Genomic DNA, 21,141 nt, shown 5'->3' with positions numbered 1-21,141 from the left:
GCCCCCCGGCCTCAAGGCCGCACGCCGGGCGTCTCCAGCGCCATGCCTGCGGCCCGCTGCATCAGATACAGCTCCAGCTCCACCAGCTCCTGCGCGCCGAACGGCGGCGTCTCGGCGCGCACGCCCGTCATGCAGTTGCGCAGCCGTCGCTGCAGCGAGCCCATGCCCTGCCATTCGAGCCGGTAGACCGGGTAGCCCGTGGGGTGGGCCTGCGGGATGGGGTTGCCGGCCAGGCGCTGGCCCCATTGCGCGTCGTGGCACTGCGCGCACGACAGGTCGATCTGGCCGATGCGCCGCACGTAGGCGGCCTGGCCGCGCTGCGTGAACGGCGCGAGCCGTGTGTCTTGCGGCGGCGCGATGGGCAGACCGCGCGACTGATGGGCCACATAGGTTTCCATGCTCAGCAGCGGCTGGCTCTCGGCCGCCCAGGGCGCGGCCTGCTGCTGCGTAGATCGGCACTGCTGGATACGCTGGCCCAGGTTGAGCGGGCGGCCCTGCGTGGCATCGAACGCGGGGTAGCGCGTCGCCACGCCGCGCATGGACTGCGCCGCATCGCCGTGGCAGGACATGCAGGACTTCTGCGCCGTGCCGGCCGGCGCGCGCCACAGCGCTTCGCCCTCGGCCACCCACAGCATGGCCGGGTTCTGGCTGTCGTCGCGCTGCATGGCCTGCGTGGCCGGCCCCATGAACGAGAGGCCGGATCGGCGCTGCGTGGGGTCGGTCTGGCCCCAGGCCGGCGCCACCAGCAAGGCCAGCACCAGCAGCGCCGCTCGCGTCATGTTGCCCCCACGCTCCCCGCTGCGCGAGGTTCGCTGCCCCCCGGGGGGGGGCGAGCTTGCTTGGGGCGGCCCGGCGCGTCGCTCATGTGACGTTCAACGTCACCGTCTCGGTCTGCGCGAACCCGTTGTCGCCTTCCCAGCGCAAGCTCAACGTGCCGCTGGCCCGCGCGCGTACGTAGAAGGCCACATACGGGTTGGCCGCGATGGCGGGGAACAGCTCGGCGCTGAACACGGTCTTACCGTCGAGTTGGCAGACGAAGCGCCGGATGATGTCGCGCGGCACGACCTGGCCGCTGTCGTTGGCACGAAAGCCGGTCTCCATCGGGTGGGCGATGGTGGTGCGCACTTCGAAGACTTCACCGCGGCGGATCTGCGGCGGGATGTGGATCAGGGTTCTGGCCATATGGATTGCTTGTTGCACTGCGAGCGACCTGCTGCCAGCGAGACCGCGATCGGTGCGCCGGCCATGCCAGGGCACCCGCGGAACTGGCTCTGCCAGGCCGCTGGGTGCGCCCCCCTCGCGTAGCGGAGGGGGGTTGGCGGAGCGCGCAGCGCGCAGACTGGGGGGAGTTCCATCTATTCGATGCAGGCGGCCAGCGTGACGATCACGTCCACCGTCTGCGACCAGGCCGTGCCGTCGCTCAGCAGCGCCACGGCCACCAGCTTTTGCGAGGTGGCGAGCCGGATACGGGTGGACGCCGTGGCGCGTGCGGCATGCGGCCCGAAGACGAAGTTGGCGATCTCGCGCTGCGGGTTGCGTTCGTTGAAGAGCGCGACAGACAGCACATGGTCGGCTGCCGTCATGGGGCTGTCCACGCTGACGCTCATCGGCACGGCATTGCCGTTTTCCACCAGCGTGGAGATGTCCAGCTTCACCTTGCCGGGCTGCGGGGTCTTGCCCCCAGCGTAGGCGTTCACGACGGCGGCCAGATCTCCGGTGGCCGCCATGCCGGGGCGCACCAGCAGGCCGGTGGCCAGGGCTGCGCCGAGGGCCAGCGTCGTTCTTCGCTTCAGGGTCATCGGCTCAATCCTTCAACGTGATGAGGTAGGCCACCACGTCCTCGATCTGCTGCGCATCGAGCAGCGGCTTGCCGCGCCACGCCGCGCCGACTTGCTGCAAGCCGTCGACGCGGTAGTAGGCCGGCATCAGGCTGCCGGGCATCAAGCGCTGTGGGTCGACCAGCCGCAATCGAAGCTGGCCTGCATTCGAGCGCGCGCCCGCCCCTGCCAGACTGGGCGCCAACGTGCCTTGAAAGCGCTCCTCGGGGATCGGCCCGCTGTGGCACAGCAGGCACAGACCCAGCTGCCGGTTGGCGACGATGGCCCGGCCGCGCGTCGCATCGCCCTGCAGGCCACCGAGCGGCGCGGCGATGGCGTCGCCACTGACCGTGTAGGGCGCCAGCGCATCTGCCCACGCATGCGCCGGCAGCGCAGACAGCGCCACGACCAGCAGCGCAGGCCAGGGCGCGCGCACCGCTTCTCACGCCTTCTTCAGGCTGTGGTTCTTCAATGGCAGGTCGCGGATGCGTTTGCCGGTCGCCGCGAAGATCGCGTTCAACACGGCCGGCGCTGCCACGGCAATGGTCGGCTCGCCCACGCCGCCCCAGAACCCGCCCGACGGCATGGTGATGGTCTCCACGGCCGGCATCTCGTCCATCTTCAGCACGGGGTAGGTGCTGAAGTTGTCCTGCTCGATGCGCCCGTCCTTCACCGTGCATTCGCCGTACAGCGCGGCCGACAAGCCGTAGGCGAACGAGCCTTCGACCTGCGCTTCGATCTGCTGCGGGTTGACCGCGTAGCCAGGGTCGGTGGCGGCCACGATGCGGTGCACCTTCAGCACACCGTCGTCGCTGACCGACACCTCGGCACACGCCGCCACGTAGCTGCCGAACCCCATGGTCTGTGCCAGCCCGCGAAAGCGCCCGGCCGGCGCTGGTGTGCCCCAGCCCGCGCGCTCGGCCGCGGCGTTCAGCACGGCCAGGTGCTTGGGGTGGTTGGCCATGAGCTTGCGGCGCAGGGCCAGCGGGTCCTGCTTGGTCGCGTGGGCGATCTCGTCGATGAACGACTCCAGATAGATCGCGTTCTGGTTCAGGTTCACGCCGCGCCAGAAGCCCGGCGGCACGTGCGGGTTGCGCATGGCGTGGTCGACCAGCAGGTGTGGCACGCTGTAACCGATGGACGCCTCCGGCCCCGGTGCATTCAGCCCCTGGAATACGACCGGGTCGCGCCCGTCCTTGATGTTCTGCGGGAAGATGCTGGCCACGATGGATTGGCCCGAGATGCGCATGTGCAGCGCCTGCAGTTCACCTTTCTCGTCCAGCCCGGCCACCAGCTTGCACTGCGTGACGGGGTGGTACAGGCCGTGCAGCATGTCCTCCTCGCGCGACCAGATCATCTTGACTGGCACGCCGGGCATCTGCTTGGCGATGGCGACGGACTGGCGCACCCAGTCGTGCACCGCGCCGCGCCGGCCGAAACCGCCGCCCAGGTGCAGCTTGTAGACCTCGCATTTCTCGGGCGGCAGGCCGGCGGCTTCAGCGGTTGCGGCCAGCGCGGCTTCGCCGTTTTGCGTCGGCGTCCAGACCTCGCAGCGCTCGGGCGTCCAGCGGGCCGTGGCGTTCATGGTCTCCATGGTCGCGTGGTTCTGGTGCGGGTAGCTGTAGACGGCCTCGATGCGGCGCGCGGCACTGGCCAGCGCCGCCTTGGCATCACCGTTTGAATTGCCCACCACCGCCTGCTCGGCCGTCAGGCCGGCCTTCATCACCTGCGCAAACTCGGCGCTGGAGGCCTTGGCGTGCTGCCCGAAATCCCACTCGATGGGCAGCGCGTCCAGCGCGGTCTTGGCGCGCCACCAGGTGTCCGCCACCACGGCGACCGTGCTGTCGTTCACGCGCAGCACCTTCTTGATGCCGGGGCGCTTCTCGATGGCGGCGGCGTCGAAGCTCTTGAGCTTGCCGCCGAACACCGGGCAGTCCTTGACGGCCGCGTTCAGCATGCCGGGCATGGTGAGGTCCATGCCGTAGACCTGCTTGCCGGTCACCTTCTCAGAGGTGTCGAGGCGGGCGATGCGCTTGCCGATCAGCGTCCAATCCTTCGGGTCCTTCAAGGCTGCGTCGGCCGGCGGCGTCAGCTTGCCGGCGGCGGCCGCCACCTTGCCGTAGGTGGTGGTGCGGCCCGAGGGCTGGTGCGTGATGACGCTCTTGGCGGCGCGGCATTCAGCGGCCGGCACCTTCCAGCCATCGGCTGCGGCCTGCACCAGCATCACGCGCGCCGTGGCGCCGCCCTTGCGCACGTAGTCGTGCGACTCGCGGATGCCGCGGCTGCCGCCCGTGGAGAAGTTGCCCCAGGCGCGCTTGCGGGCCAGGTTCTGGCCGGGCGTGGGGTACTCGGTCGTGACCTTGGCCCAGTCGCATTCCAGCTCGTCGGCCACCATCTGCGCCAGGCCCGTCAGCGTGCCCTGGCCCATCTCGGAGCGCGCGATGCGCACGACGACGGTGTCGTCCGGCTTGACGACGACCCAGGCGTTGATCTCGTCGGGCGGCGGCGTCTGCGCCAGGCCCTTGCGCGGGACATGGAAGCCGACGACCAGTGCGCCGGCCGTGGCGGCGGTGCTGCCGATGAAGCGGCGGCGGGTGGGAGTTGCAAAGTTCATGTGACGCTCCCGTCCACGTGCTGGATCGCCAGCGCCGCGCTCTTGGTGTTGCCGCCGGCGGCCACCACCTTGATCGCCGCGCGCACCCGGTTGTAGGTGCCGCAGCGGCAGATGTTGGTCATGGCCTCGTTGATGTCCTGGTCGGTGGGCTGGGGCTTGGCCTTCAGCAGGGCCGCCGCCGCCATCACCATGCCGCACTGGCAAAAGCCGCACTGCGGCACGTCCAATGCCACCCAGGCTTTTTGCACCGGGTGCGAGCCGTCGGGCGACAGGCCCTCGATGGTCACGATCTTCTCGTTCGCCGCGATGGTGGAGACGGGCCGCACGCAACTGCGCGTGGGCACGCCGTCCAGGTGCACGGTGCAGGCACCGCAGGCGGCGATGCCGCAGCCGTACTTGGTGCCGGTCAGCCCGAGCTGCTCGCGCAGCACCCACAGGAGCGGGGTATCGGGTTCCACATCGACATCGCGTACGACGCCGTTCACGTTCAGTTTCGCCATCGGGGGTCTCCTGGGTTCGTGCGGGGACAAGGGACGTAAGGCGGTGCTGCGCCGGCACTGCGGCGGGCAGTATCCGAGATTGCCTTGCGGCATGCACGCGCAACGCAAAGTGCGGCACTACAGTGGGGTCAATTGACACGCGCGAACGAGGCCATGCCCATGCACACCGAACCCCCTTTGGACCGGCGCGCATGGTTGCAGCAGGCCACCGCCGCGGCCGCGACCTTGTGGCTGCCGCGCAGCGCGTGGAGCCAGCCGCGCTGGCGCAGCGACCCGTTCACGCTGGGAGTGGCCAGCGGCTCGCCGCGCGCCGACGGCGTGGTGCTGTGGACACGGCTGCACCTGCCGGGTTGGTTCGGGGCCGGCGTCGGCAGCGACGCCGTCACGCTGCGTTGGGAAGTCGCGCACGACGAAGCGTTCACGCGCATCGCGCAGAGCGGCCAGGTGCAGGCGCTGGCTGAGCTGGCGCACAGCGCCCACTCCGAGGTGCAGGGGCTGGAGCCGGACCGCTGGTACTTCTACCGCTTCATGGCCGGCGACGCGGTGAGCCCCGTGGGCCGCACGCGCACGTTGCCGGCGGCGGGCGCGGAAGTGGCCCGTCTGCGGCTCGCCTACGCCTCGTGCCAACGCTGGGAACACGGCTACTTCAGCGCCTACCGCCACATGCGCGAGGAGGGCGTGGATCTGGTGCTCTTCCTGGGCGACTACCTCTACGAGTACCCGATGGCCGCGCAGCCGGTGCGCATCCCCTCGGGCGGCTGGGTGCTGACGCTGGATGACTACCGCCAGCGCCATGCGCTGCACAAGAGCGAGGTCGACCTGCAGCGCATGCACGCCGCATGCCCCTGGCTGGTGACCTGGGACGACCATGAGGTGCAGAACGACTACGCCGGCCTGCAGGTCGGTCAGGGTGGGCCGGCGGTGGCGAACTTTGCGGAGCGGCGCGCTGCGGCGTACCAGGCGTTCTACGAGCACATGCCGCTGCGGGCGGGCTTGCTCACGCGCGCGTTCGCGGGGCTGGCGTCAGGGGCGGAGATGCGCATCCACGAACAGCTGTCGTTCGGACGCCTCGCTTCGATGACCCTGCTGGACGCGCGCCAGTACAAGAGCCCGCAGGCCTGCACGCCCGAGGGCCGGCCCGGCTCGGCCATCGTCGACCCGCAGGCTTGCGCGTCGTGGACAGACCCGGCACGCAGCCTGCTGGGCGAGGCACAGGAGCAATGGCTGGACCAGACGCTGGCCACGCAGGGCGCGGCCCACGGTTGGAACTTCATCGGCCAGCAGAGCCTGTTCGGCCAGCGCGACTTCAGATCGGGCGCCGGCCAGCGCTTGTGGAACGATGGTTGGGACGGCTACGCTGCGGCCCGCCGCCGGCTGACCGACGCGCTGCAGCGGCACCGCGTGGCGAACCCGGTCTTTTTCGGCGGTGACGTGCACGAGAACTGGGTGGGACATGTCAAGGCCGACTACACGGACCCGGCCAGCGCCAGCGTCGGCGTGGAGTTCTGCGGCACCAGCATCACCTCGCGCGCCACAGCCAACCCGCGCACGGCCGAGCTGCTGGCCGAGAACCCGCATTTCGTCTTCGCCGACGCCCGGCGGCGTGGCTACGGCGTGTTGGACTGCACGCCGCAGCAGCTCACGACCCGGCTGCGCGTGGTGGATGACGTGACGCGGCCCGACACGCAGGTGGAGACGTTGGCCAGCTTTGTGGTGGAGGCGGGCAGGGCGGTGGTGGAGCGGGGTTGAGCGAGCCCCGTGCAGGCCCGCTCCGCCCTGCCCAAGGCACGTGGAATCAGGACTTGTCGTCCGCCCGCCGCCGCTTCTCCGCCCGGTGCTCGGCCACCAGCTCGACTTTGCCGTCGAAGTTCTGCCGCTCCAGTCGCACGTTGAAGCCCCACAGCGTGGCCAGGTGGCGCAGCATGGTGGCGCTTGACTCGCCCAGCGGCCGGCGCTGGTGCGCGAAGTGGCGCACCGTCAGCGAGCGGTCGCCGCGCAGGTCCACGTTCCAGACCTGGATGTTGGGCTCGCGGCTGCCCAGGTCGTACTGCTCGGCCAACTGGCGGCGCAATGCGCGGTAGCCCTTCTCGTCGTGGATCGCCTGGATCTCCAGCTGCTTGCGGCTGTCGTCGTCCAGCACCGAGAACAGGCGGAAATCCCGCATCAGCTTGGGCGACAGGAACTGCGCGACGAAGCTCTCGTCCTTGAAGTTCTGCATCGCAAAGTCGAAGGTCTTGCGCCAGTCCGAACCGGCAATGTCCGGGAACCAGGCCTTGTCTTCGGCGGTCGGTTCCTCGCAGATGCGGCGGATGTCGCGCCACATCGCAAAGCCCAGCGCGTACACGTTGATGCCTGAGAAATGCGGGCTGTTGTAGGCCGGCTGGTAGACGACATTGGTGTGCGACTGCAGGAACTCCATCATGAAGCCATCGCTGAGCCGCCCTTCGTCGTACAGCGTGTTCAGAATGGTGTAGTGCCAGTAGGTGGCCCAGCCTTCGTTCATCACCTGCGTCTGGCGCTGCGGGTAAAAGTATTGGCCGATCTTGCGCACGATGCGCACCACCTCGCGCTGCCACGGCTCCAGCAGCGGCGCGTTCTTCTCGATGAAATAGAGCAGGTTCTCTTCAGGCTCTTTCGGGAAGCGCGCCTCCTGGGTCTGCTGCTCGGCCTCGACGCGCGGCGGCAGCGTGCGCCACAGATCGTTGACCTGCGCCTGCAGGTAAGCCTCGCGCTCCTTCTGGCGCAGCGTCTCTTTCTCCAGCGACAAGCGGGGCGAGCGCTTGTAGCGGTCCACCCCCACATTGGTCAGCGCGTGGCAGGCGTCGATCAACCGCTCCACGGCCTCTACGCCATGGCGCTCCTCGCATTGCGCGATGTAGTTCTTGGCGAACACCAGGTAGTCGACGATGGCGTCGGCACTGGTCCACTGCTTGAACAGGTGGTTGCCTTTGAAGAACGAGTTGTGCCCGTACGCTGCATGGGCGATCACCAGTGCCTGCATGGGCAAGGTGTTCTCATCCATCAGGTAGGCGATGCACGGGTTGGAGTTGATGACGATCTCGTACGCCAGCCCCATCTGCCCGCGCTTGTAGCGGTTCTCGGTCGCGAGGAAGTGCTTGCCGAACGACCAGTGGTGGTAGTAGACCGGCATGCCGATGGACGCATACGCATCCATCATCTGCTCGGCGCTGATCACTTCCAGCTGGTGCGGATAGCAATCGAGCCCGTAGCGGTCCGCCACCTCGCGGATGGCCTGGTCGTATTCCTCGATTGCCTCGAAACTCCATTCGGAGCCGGCTGGAAGGGGTTTGGGGGTCACCTTGGTCAGCATACGGATCCTCGTTGCGGCGGATGGTTTCAGGCCCGGCGCTTGAACAGTTCGCGGAAGACCGGGTAGATGTCGGCCGGCGTCTTGATGCGCTCCATCGCAAAGCGGCCGGCGTTGCTGGCTTGCAGCTTCTCGTACTCTTCCCACAGGTTCTGCGGAGGGCCGTCGGTGATCTCGATGTAGGCAAAGTATTGCGTCAACGCCAGGATCGAGCCCTCCAGCAGCTCGCGGCAGCGCGGCGAGTCATCGTGCCAGTTGTCACCGTCTGATGCCTGCGCGCCGTAGATGTTCCACACCGTGCTGGGGTAGCGCGCAACGATCACCTCGTGCATCAGCGTCAGCGCGCTGCTGACCACCGTGCCGCCCGATTCGCGCGAGGTGAAAAAATCGTCTTCACTGACCTCGGTGGCCACCGTGTGGTGGCGGATGAAGACGACCTCGATGTGCTCGTAGTTCCGGTTCAGGAACAGGTACAGCAGCATGAAGAAGCGCTTGGCGATGTTCTTGCGGCCCTCGTCCATCGAGCCCGAGACGTCGAGCAGGCAGAACATCACGGCCTGGGTCGACGGCTTGGGCGTCTTCACGCGGTTGTTGAAGCGCAGGTCGAAGGTGTCGACGAACGGGATGGCCTCGATCTTGGCGCGCAGCTTGGCGATCTCCTTGCGCACGCGCTCGACCTCGGGGTCGTTCTCGGGCAGCGTCTCGCGCAGCTCGGCAAGTTCTTTCTCGAGCGCGCGGATCTGCGCGCTGTAGGGCCCGCCGATGGCGATGCGCCGGCCGGCCGCTCCGCGCATGGTGCGCGTGAGGTTGACGTTGGTCGGCACGCCCGTCTGCACGAAGCCGGCGCGCGTGCGTTTGTACTGCTCGATCTGCGCGAGCTGCTGCTTCACCAGGTTGGGCAAGGCCATCTCGTCGAAGAAGATGTCCAGGAACTCGTCCTTGGTCAGCGTGAAGACGAAGTCGTCCAGGCTTTCGCCCTCGCGCCCGGCCTGGCCCTTGCCGCCACCGGCCCCGCCGCCGCCCTTGGGCCGGTCGACGGTGTCGCCGGAGTTGAAGCGGTCGTTGCCGGGCCGCACGGCATCCCACACGCCGCCGTGTCCGTGTTCGAACTGCGGCTCGTCGATGTCTTTGCCGGGGATGCCGATCTTCTCGCCGTCGTCCAGGTCCTTCAGCCCGCGCTTGTTGATCGCGTCGGCCACGGCCTTGCGGATCTGGCCTTTGAAGCGCCGGATGAACCGGCTGCGGTTGACGGAACTCTTGTTCTTGCTGTCGTTTCGCCGGTCGACGATGCGCACGGTCATGCAAATCCTCCGATGCCCATGACCTTATGACGACTTGCGCACGCGCAGGTACCACTCGCACAGCAGGCGGACCTGCTTCTCGGTGTAGCCCTTGGTGATCATGCGGTTCACGAAATCAGCGTGCTTCTTCTGGTCCTCGCCACTGGCCTTGGCGTTGAATGAGATCACGGGCAGCAGCTCTTCGGTGTTGGAGAACATCTTCTTCTCGATCACCGCGCGCAGCTTCTCGTAGGAGGTCCACGCCGGGTTCTTGCCGTCCTGCCGCGCCCGGGCACGCAGCACAAAGTTGACGACCTCGTTGCGGAAGTCCTTGGGGTTGGAGATGCCGGCGGGCTTCTCGATCTTTTCCAGCTCGTCGTTCAGCGCAGCGCGGTCGAGAATTTCGCCGGTGTTGGGGTCGCGGAACTCCTGGTCCTGGATCCAGAAATCGGCATACACCACGTAGCGGTCGAAGATGTTCTGGCCGTACTCGGAATAGCTCTCCAGGTAGGACGTCTGGATCTCCTTGCCGATGAACTCTGCGTAGTGCGGCGACAGGAATTCCTTGATGCAGCGCAGGTACTTCTCACCGATCTCGGGCGGGAACTGTTCCTGCTCGATCTGCTGCTCCAGCACATACATGAGGTGCACCGGGTTGGCCGCCACTTCGCGGTGGTCAAAGTTGAAGACGCGCGAGAGGATCTTGAACGCGAAGCGCGTCGACAGGCCCGTCATGCCTTCGTCCACGCCCGCGAAATCGCGGTATTCCTGAAAGCTCTTGGCGCGCGGATCGGTGTCTTTCAGGTTCTCGCCGTCGTACACGCGCATCTTGGAGAAGATGCTCGAATTCTCTGGCTCCTTCAGCCGCGACAGCACCGAGAACTGGGCCAGCATGCGCAGCGTGTCGGGCGCGCAGGGTGCCTGCGACAGCGACGAGTTGATGACCAGCTTCTCGTAGATGTGGATCTCGTCCGAGACGCGCAGGCAGTACGGCACCTTGACGATGTAGATGCGGTCGAGGAAGGCTTCGTTGTTGCGGTTGTTCCTGAAGGCCTGCCACTCGGCCTCGTTCGAGTGCGCGAGGATCAGGCCGTCGAAGGGGATGGCGCCGAAGCCTTCCGTGCCCTTGTAGTTGCCTTCCTGCGTGGCCGTCAGCAAAGGGTGCAGCACCTTGATCGGCGCCTTGAACATTTCGACGAACTCCAGCACGCCGCGGTTGGACAGGCACAGGCCGCCGGAATACGAATACGCGTCCGGGTCGTCCTGCGAATAGGTCTCCAGCTTGCGGATGTCGATCTTGCCGACCAGTGCCGAGATGTCCTGGTTGTTCTCGTCGCCCGGCTCGGTCTTGGAGACGGCGATCTGCTTGAGCACCGAAGGCCGGATCTTCACGACGCGGAACTTGGTGATGTCGCCACCGAACTCCTGCAGCCGCTTCACGGCCCAGGGGCTCATGATGGTGGAGAGGTAACGGCGCGGAATGTTGTAGTCGTCTTCGAGCAGCTGCGCGTCTTCGGTGGGGTTGAACAAGCCCAGCGGCGATTCATGCACGGGCGAGCCCTTGATGGCGTAGAACGGCACTTTCTCGATCAGGTACTTCAGCCGCTCGGCCAGAGAAGACTTGCCGCCGCCGACCGGGCCGAGCAGATACAGCACCTGCTTCTTTTCCTCCAGACCCTGCGCTGCGTGGCGGAAGTACGAGACGATGCTCTCGATCACTTCTTCCATGCCGAAGAGGTCGCGGAACGCGGGATAGACCCGGATCATCTTGTTCGCGAAGATGCGCGACAAACGCGGATCGGCGCGGGTGTCGATCAGCTCGGACTCGCCGATCGCCAACAACATGCGTTCGGCCACGCTGGCGTACGCGGTGGCATCACGCTTGCACAGTTCGAGATAGTCCTGCACGGACATTTCCTCTTCCTGGGCTGCCTCGAATCGGTCCTGATAACGCGCAAAGATCGACATCGTCTCTCCTGTGAATCCGGGTCCAACCGTCAACGCCGCAAGGGGCATTTGGCGAAAAGCTTGCAATCATCATAGCCCTTCGTTGTGCGCCAGGCGTACAAATTGTCCAGGGGCGTTGCAGGCTTTCCATCGGGCGTGCTCAGGGTCGGGCGATGCCCTGCAAAATGGTGTTCCGCGAATGGAGACGAGGCTTTTGGCGGCCCGCGCATCTCAGTGCTGGACGATCTCCAGCAGACGGTCCAGGCCGCCTTGTTCGATCGACACCATGGCCTGTTCGCGCACCTTCGGCTTGGCGTGGTAGGCCACCGAAAGGCCGGCCTCGCCCATCATCGGCAGGTCGTTCGCGCCGTCGCCCACCGCAATCGTCTGGGCCGGCATGATGCCCATCAAAGACGCGACCTCGAGCAACGTGCGGCGCTTCTCGGCGCCGTCGCAGATGTCGCCCCATGGCTGCATGACCACGCGGCCGGTCAGCTGGCCGTCGGCTTCTTCGAGCAGGTTGGAGCGTGCGAAGTCGATGCCCAGGCGGGCCTTCACGCGGTTGGCGAAAAAAGTGAAACCACCTGAAACCAGCAGCACCTTCAGGCCCGCCGCTTTGCATGCTGCGACCAGCTCGTTCGCGCCGGGGTTCAGCCGCAGCCGCTCGTCGTAGACCTGCTGCAGCGCCGCGACCGGCACGCCCTGTAGCAAGGCGACGCGGCGGGTCAGGCTCTCTTTGAAATCCTTGATCTCACCACGCATCGTGGCCTCGGTGATGACGGCGACCTCGGTTTTTTTGCCCACGGCGTCGGCGATCTCGTCGATGCACTCGATGTTGATCAGCGTCGAGTCCATGTCGAAGGCGATCAGCTTGAAATCGGCCAGGCGCAAGGGGGGCTGAAAGCCGCGGATCGTGAGGCCGGGCGGCAACGGGGTGGAGTCGGTCATGGGCGGGGCAGGTAATGGCGGTCCGACCAGGTGGCAAGCCAGTCGGGGCGGAACGCGACGAAGACGGCGACCAACATGCCGGTCACGAAGGCATCTGCCCAGGCCATGAGCCACAGGGCGACAAAGGACAGCTGCGCCGCGCCGTGCAAGGAGCCGGGGGCAAGTGTGTAGTTCAGCAGCAGCGCAGCGAAGGTGCACGCCAGTGTTCCCAGGAAGCCGCGGCCCAGGATGTAGATGAAGGGGTTGCGTGGCAAATGGCGGCGCACCAGCGCGCCCAGGCCAAGCGCCAGCGTGGCAGGGACCAGGCCCTGCCATACCGTCAGCGCGAGGGCGGCCTGCAGCGACAGCCCGCCGACCAGCGCCGCCAGTGCGCCCACGGCCAGCAGCGTGGGTACCGCCAGTGGCCAGCCCACCATCAGGAGCACCAGGCAGGCACCTGACCAGCGAAGCGACATCGGCATCGGGTGCAGCGCCGGCAGTGCCCACAGTACGGGCAGCAGCACGAGAGCGGCCAGCAACGGCGTGCCCAGCCGCGCGCCGGCCAGCATGCGCCAGGGCCGCAGCCACAAGGCAATGACCAGAGCCATCAGCAGGACGGTGCCGTGCAGCAGTGCCATGCGCCCTCAGGCCGTCAGTGCGGCCACCGGCTTGCCCAGCGAACGCAGCAAGTCCCGCACCATCTGTGCCCTGTCTTTCGCGTCCGGCAGCGCGCGTTCGATGCGCAGCTTCTCGTTGCCCACCAGCTTGATGTGCTTGTTCTTCTGCACCAGCTCGATGATGCGCATCGGCTCGACCGGCGCGTCGGGCTTGAAGGTGATGTGGGTGACGCCGGGCGCCGCATCGACCTTCAGCACGCCGAAAGGGCGGGCCAGCACGCGCAGCCGGTGCACGTCGATCAAGGTCTGCGCCTGCGGCGGCAGCTTGCCGAAGCGGTCGACAATTTCTTCCAGAAGCGAGTCGATCTGCTCAGGTGTCTTGGCGGTGGCCAGCTTCTTGTAGAACGACAGCCGCAGGTGCACGTCGCCGCAGTAGTCGTCGGGCAGCAGGGCGGGGGCGTGCAGGTTGATTTCGGTCGTGACGGACAGCGGGGCCAGCAGGTCCGGCTCCTTGCCTTCCCGCAGGCTGCGCACGGCCTCGGACAGCATCTCGTTGTAGAGCTGAAAGCCCACTTCCAGCATGTTGCCGCTCTGGTTTTCGCCCAGCACCTCGCCGGCGCCGCGGATTTCCAGGTCGTGCATGGCAAGGTAAAAGCCGCTGCCCAGCTCCTCCATCTGCTGGATGGCCTCCAGCCGCTGCGCGGCCTGCTTGGTCAGGCCCTCGATGTCCGGGACCATCAGGTAGGCATAGGCCTGGTGGTGGCTGCGGCCGACGCGCCCGCGCAGCTGGTGCAGCTGGGCCAGCCCGAACTTGTCGGCCCGGCTCATGACGATGGTGTTGGCCGTGGGCACGTCGATGCCGGTCTCGATGATGGTGGAGCACAGCAAGAGGTTGCTGCGCTGCGCGGTGAAGTCGCGCATCACGGCTTCGAGTTGGCGCTCGGGCATCTGGCCGTGGGCCACCGCGATGCGCGCCTCGGGCAGCAGTTCTTCGAGCTTGGCGCGCCGGTTCTCGATGGTCTCGACCTCGTTGTGCAGGAAATAGACCTGGCCGCCGCGCTTCAATTCGCGCAGCACGGCCTCGCGAATCACGCCGGTGCTCTCGCTGCGCACGAAGGTCTTGATGGCCAGGCGGCGCTGCGGCGCGGTGGCGATGACCGACAGGTCGCGCAGGCCCTCGAGCGCCATGCCCAGCGTGCGCGGGATCGGCGTGGCCGTCAGCGTGAGCACATCGACCTCGGCGCGCATGGCCTTCATGGCCTCCTTGTGGCGCACGCCGAAGCGGTGCTCCTCGTCGATGATGAGCAGACCCAGCTGCTTGAACTTGACGGAGGCGCTGAGCAGCTTGTGCGTACCCACCACGATGTCGATGCTGCCGTCTTCCAGGCCTTTGGATGCGGCCGTGATTTCCTTGCCGGAGCGAAAGCGGCTCATCTCGGCGATCTTGACCGGCCACTTGGAGAAGCGGTCGATCAGCGTCTGGTAGTGCTGCTCGGCCAGCAGCGTGGTGGGCGCAAGAAAGGCCACCTGCCTGCCGCCGGTCACGGCGACGAAGGCGGCGCGCAACGCCACCTCGGTCTTGCCGAAGCCCACGTCTCCGCAGACCAGGCGGTCCATGGGCTGGGGCGAGACCATGTCCTGGATCACGGCATGGATGGCCGCGTTCTGGTCGGCGGTTTCCTCGAAACCGAAGTCGTTGGCGAAGGCTTCGTAGTCCTGCGGCGCGTAGCGGAAGGCATGGCCTTCGCGCGCGGCGCGGCGGGCGTAGATGTTCAGCAGCTCGGCGGCCGCGTCACGCACCTGTTCGGCGGCGCGGCGCCGGGCCTTGTCCCACTGCGCCGAGCCCAGCTTGTGCAGCGGCGCTTCGTCGGCGCTGACGCCGGTGTAACGGCTGATGAGGTGCAGCTGGCTGACCGGCACGTAGAGCACCGCCTTGTCGGCGTATTCCAGGTGCAGGAATTCCTGCACCGCAGGCGAGCCATCCGGGTTCATGCCCTGGCCCACGTCCAGGTTGACCAAGCCGCGGTAGCGGCCGATGCCATGGCCCGTGTGCACCACCGGGTCGCCCAGGTTCAGCTCGGCCAGGTCCTTGATCAGGGCCTCGACGTCGCTGACCTGTTCCTGCTTGCGGCGCCGGCGCACGCCGGTGCCGGCGGCGAACAGCTCGGTCTCGGTGACGAAATCGATGCCGGCCTCCAGCCAGGCGAAGCCGGCGCCCAGCGCGGCGGTGGCCATGCCCAGCTTCTCGTCGCTGGCCTCGAAATCGGCCAGGCTGTCGAAAACCGGGGGGGCGAGGGCGCTGGCGCGCACGAAGTCCAGCAGGCTTTCACGCCGGCCGTCCGACTCGGCCAGCAGCAGCACGCGCTGTTGCGTGTTGCGCATGTGACCCGAAAGGCGGGCCAGTGGCTCGTCGGCGCCGCGCACCACGGCCAGCGGCGGCAAGGGGGCGAACTCGGCGAACGGCGTGCTGTCGGCCGGCTCGGCCTGCGCAGGGCGCAGCGCCAGTTGCGCATGTTCGTTCGAGCGGGCGTAGAACTGCTCGCTGGACAGGAACAGCGCCTCGGGCGGGAGGATGGGCCGCTCGGGGTCGGTGCGCAGCAGGCGGTAGCGCTCCTGCGTGTCCTGCCAGAAGCGCTGGAAGGCCGATTCCAGGTCGCCGTGCAGCACCACCGTGGCGGCCTCGCCCAGGTAGTCGAACACGGTTGCCGTGTCCTCGAAGAACAGCGGCAGGTAGTACTCGATGCCGGCGGTGGCCACGCCGTTGCCCATGTCCTTGTAGATGCGGCTGCGCGTGGGGTCGCCCTCCAGCAGCTCGCGCCAGCGGCTGCGAAAGCGTGCGCGCGCGTCGTCGTTCATCGGAAATTCGCGGCCTGGCAGCAACCGCACCTCGGGCACCGGGTACAGGCTGCGCTGGCTGTCCGGGTCGAAGGTGCGGATGGAGTCGATCTCGTCGTCGAACAGGTCGACGCGAAAGGGCACGGGCGAGCCCATCGGAAACAGGTCGATCAACCCGCCACGCACGGCGTATTCGCCCGGGCTCACGACCTGGGTGACGTGGCTGTAACCGGCCAGGGTCAGCTGTGACTTGAGGCGCGCCTCGTCCAGCCGCTGCTTGGCCTTGAAGTGAAAGGTCGTGCCGGCCAGGAAGCTGGGCGGCGCCACGCGGTACAGCGCGGTGGTGGCGGGCACCAGCACCACGTCGACGCCGGCCTCGGGGTTGCGCTGCGCAGCGCCGGCGTACAGCCGCCACAGGGTCGCCAGCCGTTCGCTGATCAGGTCCTGGTGCGGCGAGAAGGTGTCGTAGGGCAGCGTCTCCCAGTCCGGGAACAGCGCGCACCGCAGGTCGGGCGCGAAGAACGGCAGCTCGTCCAGCAGGCGCTGGGCGTCGTTGGCGTCGGAGGTGACGATGGCCACCACGCGCTTGGCGGCCTTTTCGCGCAGCGCCAGCCGGGCCAGCAGCAGCGCGTCGGCCGAACCTGGCGGGCGCGGCAGCATGAAACGTTTGCCTGCGATGAGTTTGGGAAGGTCCATGGGGCGGTTCGGCGCGCGCGATCGGAATGAAAAAACCAAAACCCCCCGCCCGGCGAGGGTGGGGGGTGAGGCGACGGCGGATTTTAGGCACGGGGAACATCGGTCTGCTGGCCCAGGGCCTCCCTAGAATCGCGCCTCCATGAGTACCCTTGCAGACCCTGGCGCGGCCGACACCGGCGCACGCTTCTTCGCCCTCATTCCGTGCGCCGGCAGTGGCAGCCGCGCCCTGCCGACTGGCGGCGCTGCAGGCGACACGCTGGCCAAGCAGTACCAGCCGGTGGCCGGCCAGCCGATGGTGATGCACACGCTGGCGGCGTTCGCCGGTGTGGCGCGCATCTGCGACGTGCTGGTGGTCGTGGCGCCGGGCGACGCGTTTTTCGAGTCCTACAGCGCGCCCTGTGTCGTGTCACCGCACGGCGGCGCGACACGGGCACACAGCGTACGCAGCGGGCTGCACGACCTGTTCGAGCAGGGTGCGCGCAATGACGATTGGGTGCTGGTGCACGATGCGGCCCGCTGCCTGATCACGCCGGCGCAGATCGATGCCTTGATCGACGCCTGCGCCGACGACGCGGTGGGCGGCTTGCTGGCCCACAAGCTGCCCGACACGCTCAAGCAGGAGGGTGCCGGTGCGCACGAGGGCCGCGTCCTGGCCACCTTGCCACGCGCCGACAAATGGCTGGCGCAGACGCCGCAGATGTTCCGCATCGGGCTGTTGAGCCGGGCGCTGGACATAGCGCTGGCCGGTGACGCGGCGCAGGTGACGGACGAGGCCAGCGCCATCGAGGCGCTGGGCCTGGCGCCGCGCCTGGTGCCGGGCGGTGCGCTCAATTTCAAGGTGACGTATCCAGAAGACTTTGCGCTGGCAGAGACGGTGCTGCGTGGCCGAGCACGAGGGGACGTATGAACTTTCGCATTGGTGAAGGCTGGGATGTGCACGCGCTGGTGCCGGGCCGCAAACTGGTCATCGGCGGCGTGACGATTCCGCACCCCATGGGCCTCTTGGGGCATTCGGACGCCGACGTGCTGCTGCACGCCATCACCGACGCCCTGCTGGGCGCGGCAGCCCTGGGCGACATCGGCACGCATTTCTCCGACACAGACCCGCAGTTCGCCGGCGCCGATTCGATGCGCTTGTTGGCCGAGGCGGCGCGGCGCGTGGCGGCGCAGGGCCTGCGCATCGGCAACATCGACAGCACGGTGATCGCCCAGGCGCCCAAGCTCATGCCCCACATCCCGGCCATGCGCAGCGGCATTGCGCAGGCTTTGGGGCTGGCGCTGGGCCAGATCAACATCAAGGCCAAGACGGCCGAGAAGCTGGGCCCGGTGGGCCAGGGCCAGAGCATCGAGGCCCGGGCCGTCGTCTTGCTTTACTGACAGCCTTCAGCGTGCGGTGCGGCGCAGCTTGATGTGTGCCGCCAGGCCGCCGGTGCGCGTGTTGGCCAGCTGGAACACGCCACCCATGCGCTGCACCGCCGTCTCGACGATGGACAGGCCCAGGCCGGCCCCGGTGGCCGACGTGCGGGCCGTGTCGCCGCGAAAGAACGGCTTGGACAGGTCTGCCAGCTGCGATTCGCTGACGCCGGGGCCACGGTCGCGCACCTTGAGCAGCACCCATTCGTCGCGCGGCTTGGCGGCGATGTCGATCTCGGCCACACCGGTGCCCGGCGACTTGCCGTAGCGGCGCGCGTTCTCCAGCAGGTTGGAGATCACGCGCGCCAGTTCGGTCGCGTCGGCCAGCACGACGAGCGGCTCGGCGATGTTCACGTTGATCCGGATGTCGTCGTGGTCACGCACGGCGTAGCGGCAGGCTTCGATCACCTGGTTCAGCGAGACCGGCTTCAGGTCGATGTGGTCGGGCCGGGCGTAGTCCAGGAACTTGTCGATGATGCGGTCGAGCTGCTCGATGTCCGAGACCATGTGCTGGCGCGCGTCCAGATCGGTCACGCTCATCTCGGTCTCCAGCCGCAACCGCGCCAGCGGCGTGCGCAGGTCGTGCGAGATGCCGGCCAGCATGACGACGCGGTCCTGCTCGATCTTGGCCAGCCGCGCCGCCATGCGGTTGAAGCCGATGTTCACCTCGCGGATCTCACCGGTCACGCCGCCTTCGTCGAGCCGGCTGGCGTCGAAGTCACCTTCGCGCACGCGGCTGGCAGCGACCGACAGGCGCTTGAGCGGGCGGTTGATCAGCCCGGCAATCAGGGCGGCGCCGGCCAGCGACACCGCGCCCGTGGTGAGAATCCAGACCAGCCAGGTCTTGCCCCCAGCGGGGCTGAAGCGCTCCAGATCGGTCTGCAGCCAGTTCGCGTCGCCGTTGATCGTGAAGCCGACCCACAAGCCGGGTTCGCCATTGACCGAATAGGCAACCAAGGTGCCCGCCCCCAGGCGCGACACCAGTTCGCTGACGACGCGCCGGCTGAGCGCGTCGTCGTCCATGGACAAGAACTTGTCGGTGGGTTCGCGTGGGGTGATGCGCACACGCTCCTGCTCTGCCATGGCCTTGAGCAGGGAGACGCGGGCGATCGGGTCCGCGTACTGCAGCGCCGCACGGCTGAGGTTGACCAGGGCCGCGATCTGCTGGGCGGTCTGGATCGCACGGGGCTCGAACTCGAGCTCGCGCATGGTTTGCAGCCACGCCAGCATGCTGCCCAGCAACAGGCAGGCCAGCAGGATGAAGGTGCGCCAGAACAGACTGACCGCCAGCAGCGAGCGGGCGAGGCCCCTTTTGGGCGGGAGCATCTCCAGCGGCGCTGGACTGGTGGCGTCAGATGGGTCCGGTGGCTCCCGGAATCGAGCGACGGGCACGGAGGACTAGTTGGCCCCGTCCGGCACGAACACGTAGCCCACGCCCCACACGGTCTGGATGTAGCGCGGCGCCGTGGCGTCCTGCTCGACCAGCTTGCGCAGGCGCGAGACCTGCACGTCCAGGCTGCGGTCGAAGGGCTCGAACTCGCGGCCACGTGCCAGCAGTGCGAGCTTTTCACGCGACAGCGGCTGGCGTGGGTGGCGCACCAGAGCCTTGAGCATGGCGAACTCGCCGGTCGTGAGCGGCAGCTCTTCGCCGTTCTTGCGCAGCGTGCGGGCGCCCATGTCGAAGGCGAAGGGTCCGAAAGACGAGACTTCGTTGTCGGTCGACGGTGCGCCCGGCGCTTCCTTGACCGGGCGGCGGCGCAGCACGGCGTGGATGCGCGCCAGCAGTTCGCGCGGGTTGAAGGGCTTGCCAAGATAGTCGTCGGCGCCGACTTCCAGGCCGACGATCCGGTCGATGTCTTCGCCCTTGGCCGTCAGCATGATGATGGGCGTGCGGTCATTTGCGGCACGCAGGCGCCGGCAGATCGACAAACCGTCTTCACCGGGCATCATCAGGTCCAGCACGATCAGGTCGGCCGTCTCGCGCAGCATCACCCGGCTCAGGGCCTTGCCGTCTTCCGCAAGAATGACCTCGAAGCCTTCCTGAACCAGGTAGCGCCGAAGCAGGTCGCGGATGCGGGAGTCGTCGTCCACGACGAGGATCTTGTCGGGGCGCGAGGAATTGGGTGTCATGGGTAGCACTTGCAAACTTGTAACAGAGGCGATTCTGCAACGCGAGACCAGCCATTCCATCGAATTCTCGGAATCGGGACACACTGTTACAAGTGCGCCACGTGCTACATCGTATGTATGCAAGTGGCGCGGAGCATGTGCAAACATCGGTTCGGAAGTGCCGGTACCGCTGTTTTTTTCCAATGAAGGGTCTCGTTCATGCTGGTGTCCCGATTTAGTGCCTTTTATTTTTTGGCGGCTGCGTTGACGTGTGCCGCGCCGGTGGGCGCACAAGCCCTGGTGGCCCAGCCGGTGCCCCAGAACGTCGTGCAACTCAGCGCCACGGGATCGGTCGAAGTGCCGCAGGACTACCTGAGCCTCACGCTTGCGACCACCCGCGAGGCCGCTGACGCCTCCGCCGTGCAGGCGCAGCTCAAGACCGCCATCGATACAGCGCTGGCGGAGGCGCGCAAGTCCGCGTCGCCCGGCCAGATGGAGGTGCGCACTGGCGGTTTCAGCCTGTACCCCCGGCACTCCAAGGAGGGTCGCATCACCACTTGGGTCGGCACGGCCGACATCGTGCTGCACGGGCGCGACTTCGCCCGCATCACCAGCGCGGCCGGGCGCGTGTCGGGGCTGGTCGTGCAGAACGTGGAGTTCAGCCTGAGCCGGGACGAGCGCGCGCGCGTGGAGACGCAGGCACAAGCCATGGCCATCGAACGCTTCAAGGCCAAGGCCAGCGAGATCGCGCGCAGCTTCGGCTTTGCCGACTACAGCTTGCGTGAGGTGGCGGTGAACGCCAACGACTCGGGCGGCGGGGTGCATCCGCGCGCCATGGCCATGCAGGCCAAGTCGATGTCTGCCGAGATGGCGCCGGTGCCGGTGGAGGCGGGCAAGACCACTGTGGAGGTCACCGTCTCGGGTGGGGTGCAGCTGCGCTAGCCGTTCGGGTGCCTGGCACAGACGGGCAGCCAACAGGGGCGGTGGCCTGTTCGGTGGCCTCTTGATTCGTGCTGGATTGGGTGCAGAACCGAAGGACGGCCGATAGATCACTTACG

Annotated in this window: 18 protein-coding genes; 4 read left to right on the top strand and 14 right to left on the bottom strand. The window is 67.4% G+C overall.

Features of this window, described 5'->3' with window-relative positions; all coding sequences use genetic code 11:
* Positions 1-11: 11 nt before the first annotated feature.
* The 6 genes from soxA to AC099J_RS10390 form a co-directional block, all read right to left on the bottom strand.
* Positions 12-779, bottom strand: coding sequence for a sulfur oxidation c-type cytochrome SoxA (gene soxA, locus AC099J_RS10415; protein ID WP_479615169.1), 768 nt, complete (start codon positions 777-779; stop codon positions 12-14).
* A gap of 82 nt (positions 780-861) precedes the next feature.
* Positions 862-1,182, bottom strand: a complete 321-nt coding sequence (soxZ, locus tag AC099J_RS10410; RefSeq protein WP_479615168.1) for a thiosulfate oxidation carrier complex protein SoxZ — start codon at positions 1,180-1,182, stop codon at positions 862-864.
* Positions 1,183-1,355: 173 nt separating this feature from the next.
* Complete coding sequence (locus AC099J_RS10405; RefSeq protein ID WP_479615167.1) at positions 1,356-1,799, bottom strand: SoxY-related AACIE arm protein; 444 nt, start codon at positions 1,797-1,799, stop codon at positions 1,356-1,358.
* A gap of 4 nt (positions 1,800-1,803) precedes the next feature.
* The gene (soxX, locus tag AC099J_RS10400) at positions 1,804-2,253 is read right to left on the bottom strand and encodes a sulfur oxidation c-type cytochrome SoxX (RefSeq protein WP_479615166.1); all 450 of its coding nucleotides are present in this window, start codon (positions 2,251-2,253) and stop codon (positions 1,804-1,806) included.
* A gap of 6 nt (positions 2,254-2,259) precedes the next feature.
* Positions 2,260-4,431, bottom strand: coding sequence for a xanthine dehydrogenase family protein molybdopterin-binding subunit (locus AC099J_RS10395; RefSeq protein WP_479615165.1), 2,172 nt, complete (start codon positions 4,429-4,431; stop codon positions 2,260-2,262).
* Positions 4,428-4,931 (bottom strand): (2Fe-2S)-binding protein, encoded by a 504-nt coding sequence (locus AC099J_RS10390; protein WP_479615164.1) that lies wholly within the window; start codon positions 4,929-4,931, stop codon positions 4,428-4,430. Before AC099J_RS10390 ends, AC099J_RS10395 begins: the two co-directional genes overlap by 4 nt.
* A 159-nt stretch (positions 4,932-5,090) precedes the next feature.
* On the opposite strand from AC099J_RS10390, the gene AC099J_RS10385 reads away from it, so the two are divergent.
* Entirely contained in the window at positions 5,091-6,680 is a 1,590-nt protein-coding gene (locus AC099J_RS10385) for an alkaline phosphatase D family protein (protein WP_479615163.1), read from the top strand.
* A gap of 46 nt (positions 6,681-6,726) precedes the next feature.
* Here AC099J_RS10385 and AC099J_RS10380 read toward each other — a convergent pair whose 3' ends face one another.
* The 6 genes from AC099J_RS10380 to mfd all read right to left on the bottom strand — a co-directional run bounded on the left by AC099J_RS10380 (position 6,727) and on the right by mfd (position 16,561).
* Positions 6,727-8,262, bottom strand: a complete 1,536-nt coding sequence (locus AC099J_RS10380; protein WP_479615162.1) for a SpoVR family protein — start codon at positions 8,260-8,262, stop codon at positions 6,727-6,729.
* 26 nt (positions 8,263-8,288) lie between these two features.
* On the bottom strand, positions 8,289-9,560 hold the full coding sequence (locus AC099J_RS10375; protein ID WP_479615161.1) for a YeaH/YhbH family protein: 1,272 nt from the start codon (positions 9,558-9,560) through the stop codon (positions 8,289-8,291).
* A gap of 24 nt (positions 9,561-9,584) precedes the next feature.
* Complete coding sequence (locus AC099J_RS10370) at positions 9,585-11,507, bottom strand: PrkA family serine protein kinase (RefSeq protein ID WP_479615160.1); 1,923 nt, start codon at positions 11,505-11,507, stop codon at positions 9,585-9,587.
* 210 nt (positions 11,508-11,717) lie between these two features.
* Positions 11,718-12,434, bottom strand: a complete 717-nt coding sequence (serB, locus tag AC099J_RS10365; RefSeq protein WP_479615159.1) for a phosphoserine phosphatase SerB — start codon at positions 12,432-12,434, stop codon at positions 11,718-11,720.
* Complete coding sequence (locus tag AC099J_RS10360) at positions 12,431-13,051, bottom strand: hypothetical protein (protein ID WP_479615158.1); 621 nt, start codon at positions 13,049-13,051, stop codon at positions 12,431-12,433. The genes serB and AC099J_RS10360 overlap by 4 nt, the downstream gene beginning before the upstream one ends.
* Positions 13,052-13,057: 6 nt before the next feature.
* Positions 13,058-16,561 carry a transcription-repair coupling factor gene (gene mfd, locus AC099J_RS10355; protein ID WP_479615157.1) on the bottom strand — a complete coding sequence of 1,168 codons (3,504 nt, stop codon included), beginning with the start codon at positions 16,559-16,561 and terminating at the stop codon, positions 13,058-13,060.
* Positions 16,562-16,700: 139 nt separating this feature from the next.
* On the opposite strand from mfd, the gene ispD reads away from it, so the two are divergent.
* Both ispD and ispF read left to right on the top strand, forming a co-directional pair.
* Positions 16,701-17,468: a 2-C-methyl-D-erythritol 4-phosphate cytidylyltransferase gene (gene ispD, locus AC099J_RS10350; RefSeq protein WP_479615156.1), complete on the top strand. Its 768-nt coding sequence runs from the start codon at positions 16,701-16,703 to the stop codon at positions 17,466-17,468.
* Entirely contained in the window at positions 17,465-17,938 is a 474-nt protein-coding gene (ispF, locus tag AC099J_RS10345) for a 2-C-methyl-D-erythritol 2,4-cyclodiphosphate synthase (protein WP_479615155.1), read from the top strand. Before ispD ends, ispF begins: the two co-directional genes overlap by 4 nt.
* Positions 17,939-17,944: 6 nt before the next feature.
* Here the strand turns inward: ispF and AC099J_RS10340 are convergent, their stop codons facing one another.
* Positions 17,945-19,300: a sensor histidine kinase gene (locus tag AC099J_RS10340; RefSeq protein WP_479615154.1), complete on the bottom strand. Its 1,356-nt coding sequence runs from the start codon at positions 19,298-19,300 to the stop codon at positions 17,945-17,947.
* Between the two features lie 72 nt (positions 19,301-19,372).
* Positions 19,373-20,104 (bottom strand): osmolarity response regulator transcription factor OmpR, encoded by a 732-nt coding sequence (ompR, locus tag AC099J_RS10335; RefSeq protein ID WP_479615153.1) that lies wholly within the window; start codon positions 20,102-20,104, stop codon positions 19,373-19,375.
* Between the two features lie 198 nt (positions 20,105-20,302).
* Between ompR and AC099J_RS10330 the strand changes: the two genes are divergently transcribed.
* Entirely contained in the window at positions 20,303-21,025 is a 723-nt protein-coding gene (locus tag AC099J_RS10330; RefSeq protein ID WP_479615152.1) for an SIMPL domain-containing protein, read from the top strand.
* Positions 21,026-21,141 lie beyond the last annotated feature (116 nt).

This window comes from Rhodoferax sp. RT4P68, assembly GCF_056521305.1.
The sequence above is the reverse complement of the archived record's forward strand: the minus strand, read 5'-3'. Positions and strand labels throughout refer to the sequence as shown.

Excerpts from the sequence above, each read along its gene's own strand:
- soxA (WP_479615169.1), bottom strand. The coding sequence starts at position 779 with ATGACGCGAGCGGCGCTGCTGGTGCTGGCCTTGCTGGTGGCGCCGGCC.
- soxZ (WP_479615168.1), bottom strand. The coding sequence starts at position 1,182 with ATGGCCAGAACCCTGATCCACATCCCGCCGCAGATCCGCCGCGGTGAA.
- AC099J_RS10405 (WP_479615167.1), bottom strand. The coding sequence starts at position 1,799 with ATGACCCTGAAGCGAAGAACGACGCTGGCCCTCGGCGCAGCCCTGGCC.
- AC099J_RS10395 (WP_479615165.1), bottom strand. The coding sequence starts at position 4,431 with ATGAACTTTGCAACTCCCACCCGCCGCCGCTTCATCGGCAGCACCGCC.
- AC099J_RS10390 (WP_479615164.1), bottom strand. The coding sequence starts at position 4,931 with ATGGCGAAACTGAACGTGAACGGCGTCGTACGCGATGTCGATGTGGAA.
- AC099J_RS10385 (WP_479615163.1), top strand. The coding sequence starts at position 5,091 with ATGCACACCGAACCCCCTTTGGACCGGCGCGCATGGTTGCAGCAGGCC.
- AC099J_RS10380 (WP_479615162.1), bottom strand. The coding sequence starts at position 8,262 with ATGCTGACCAAGGTGACCCCCAAACCCCTTCCAGCCGGCTCCGAATGG.
- AC099J_RS10375 (WP_479615161.1), bottom strand. The coding sequence starts at position 9,560 with ATGACCGTGCGCATCGTCGACCGGCGAAACGACAGCAAGAACAAGAGT.
- AC099J_RS10370 (WP_479615160.1), bottom strand. The coding sequence starts at position 11,507 with ATGTCGATCTTTGCGCGTTATCAGGACCGATTCGAGGCAGCCCAGGAA.
- serB (WP_479615159.1), bottom strand. The coding sequence starts at position 12,434 with ATGACCGACTCCACCCCGTTGCCGCCCGGCCTCACGATCCGCGGCTTT.
- AC099J_RS10360 (WP_479615158.1), bottom strand. The coding sequence starts at position 13,051 with ATGGCACTGCTGCACGGCACCGTCCTGCTGATGGCTCTGGTCATTGCC.
- mfd (WP_479615157.1), bottom strand. The coding sequence starts at position 16,561 with ATGGACCTTCCCAAACTCATCGCAGGCAAACGTTTCATGCTGCCGCGC.
- ispD (WP_479615156.1), top strand. The coding sequence starts at position 16,701 with ATGAGTACCCTTGCAGACCCTGGCGCGGCCGACACCGGCGCACGCTTC.
- ispF (WP_479615155.1), top strand. The coding sequence starts at position 17,465 with ATGAACTTTCGCATTGGTGAAGGCTGGGATGTGCACGCGCTGGTGCCG.
- AC099J_RS10340 (WP_479615154.1), bottom strand. The coding sequence starts at position 19,300 with ATGCTCCCGCCCAAAAGGGGCCTCGCCCGCTCGCTGCTGGCGGTCAGT.
- ompR (WP_479615153.1), bottom strand. The coding sequence starts at position 20,104 with ATGACACCCAATTCCTCGCGCCCCGACAAGATCCTCGTCGTGGACGAC.
- AC099J_RS10330 (WP_479615152.1), top strand. The coding sequence starts at position 20,303 with ATGCTGGTGTCCCGATTTAGTGCCTTTTATTTTTTGGCGGCTGCGTTG.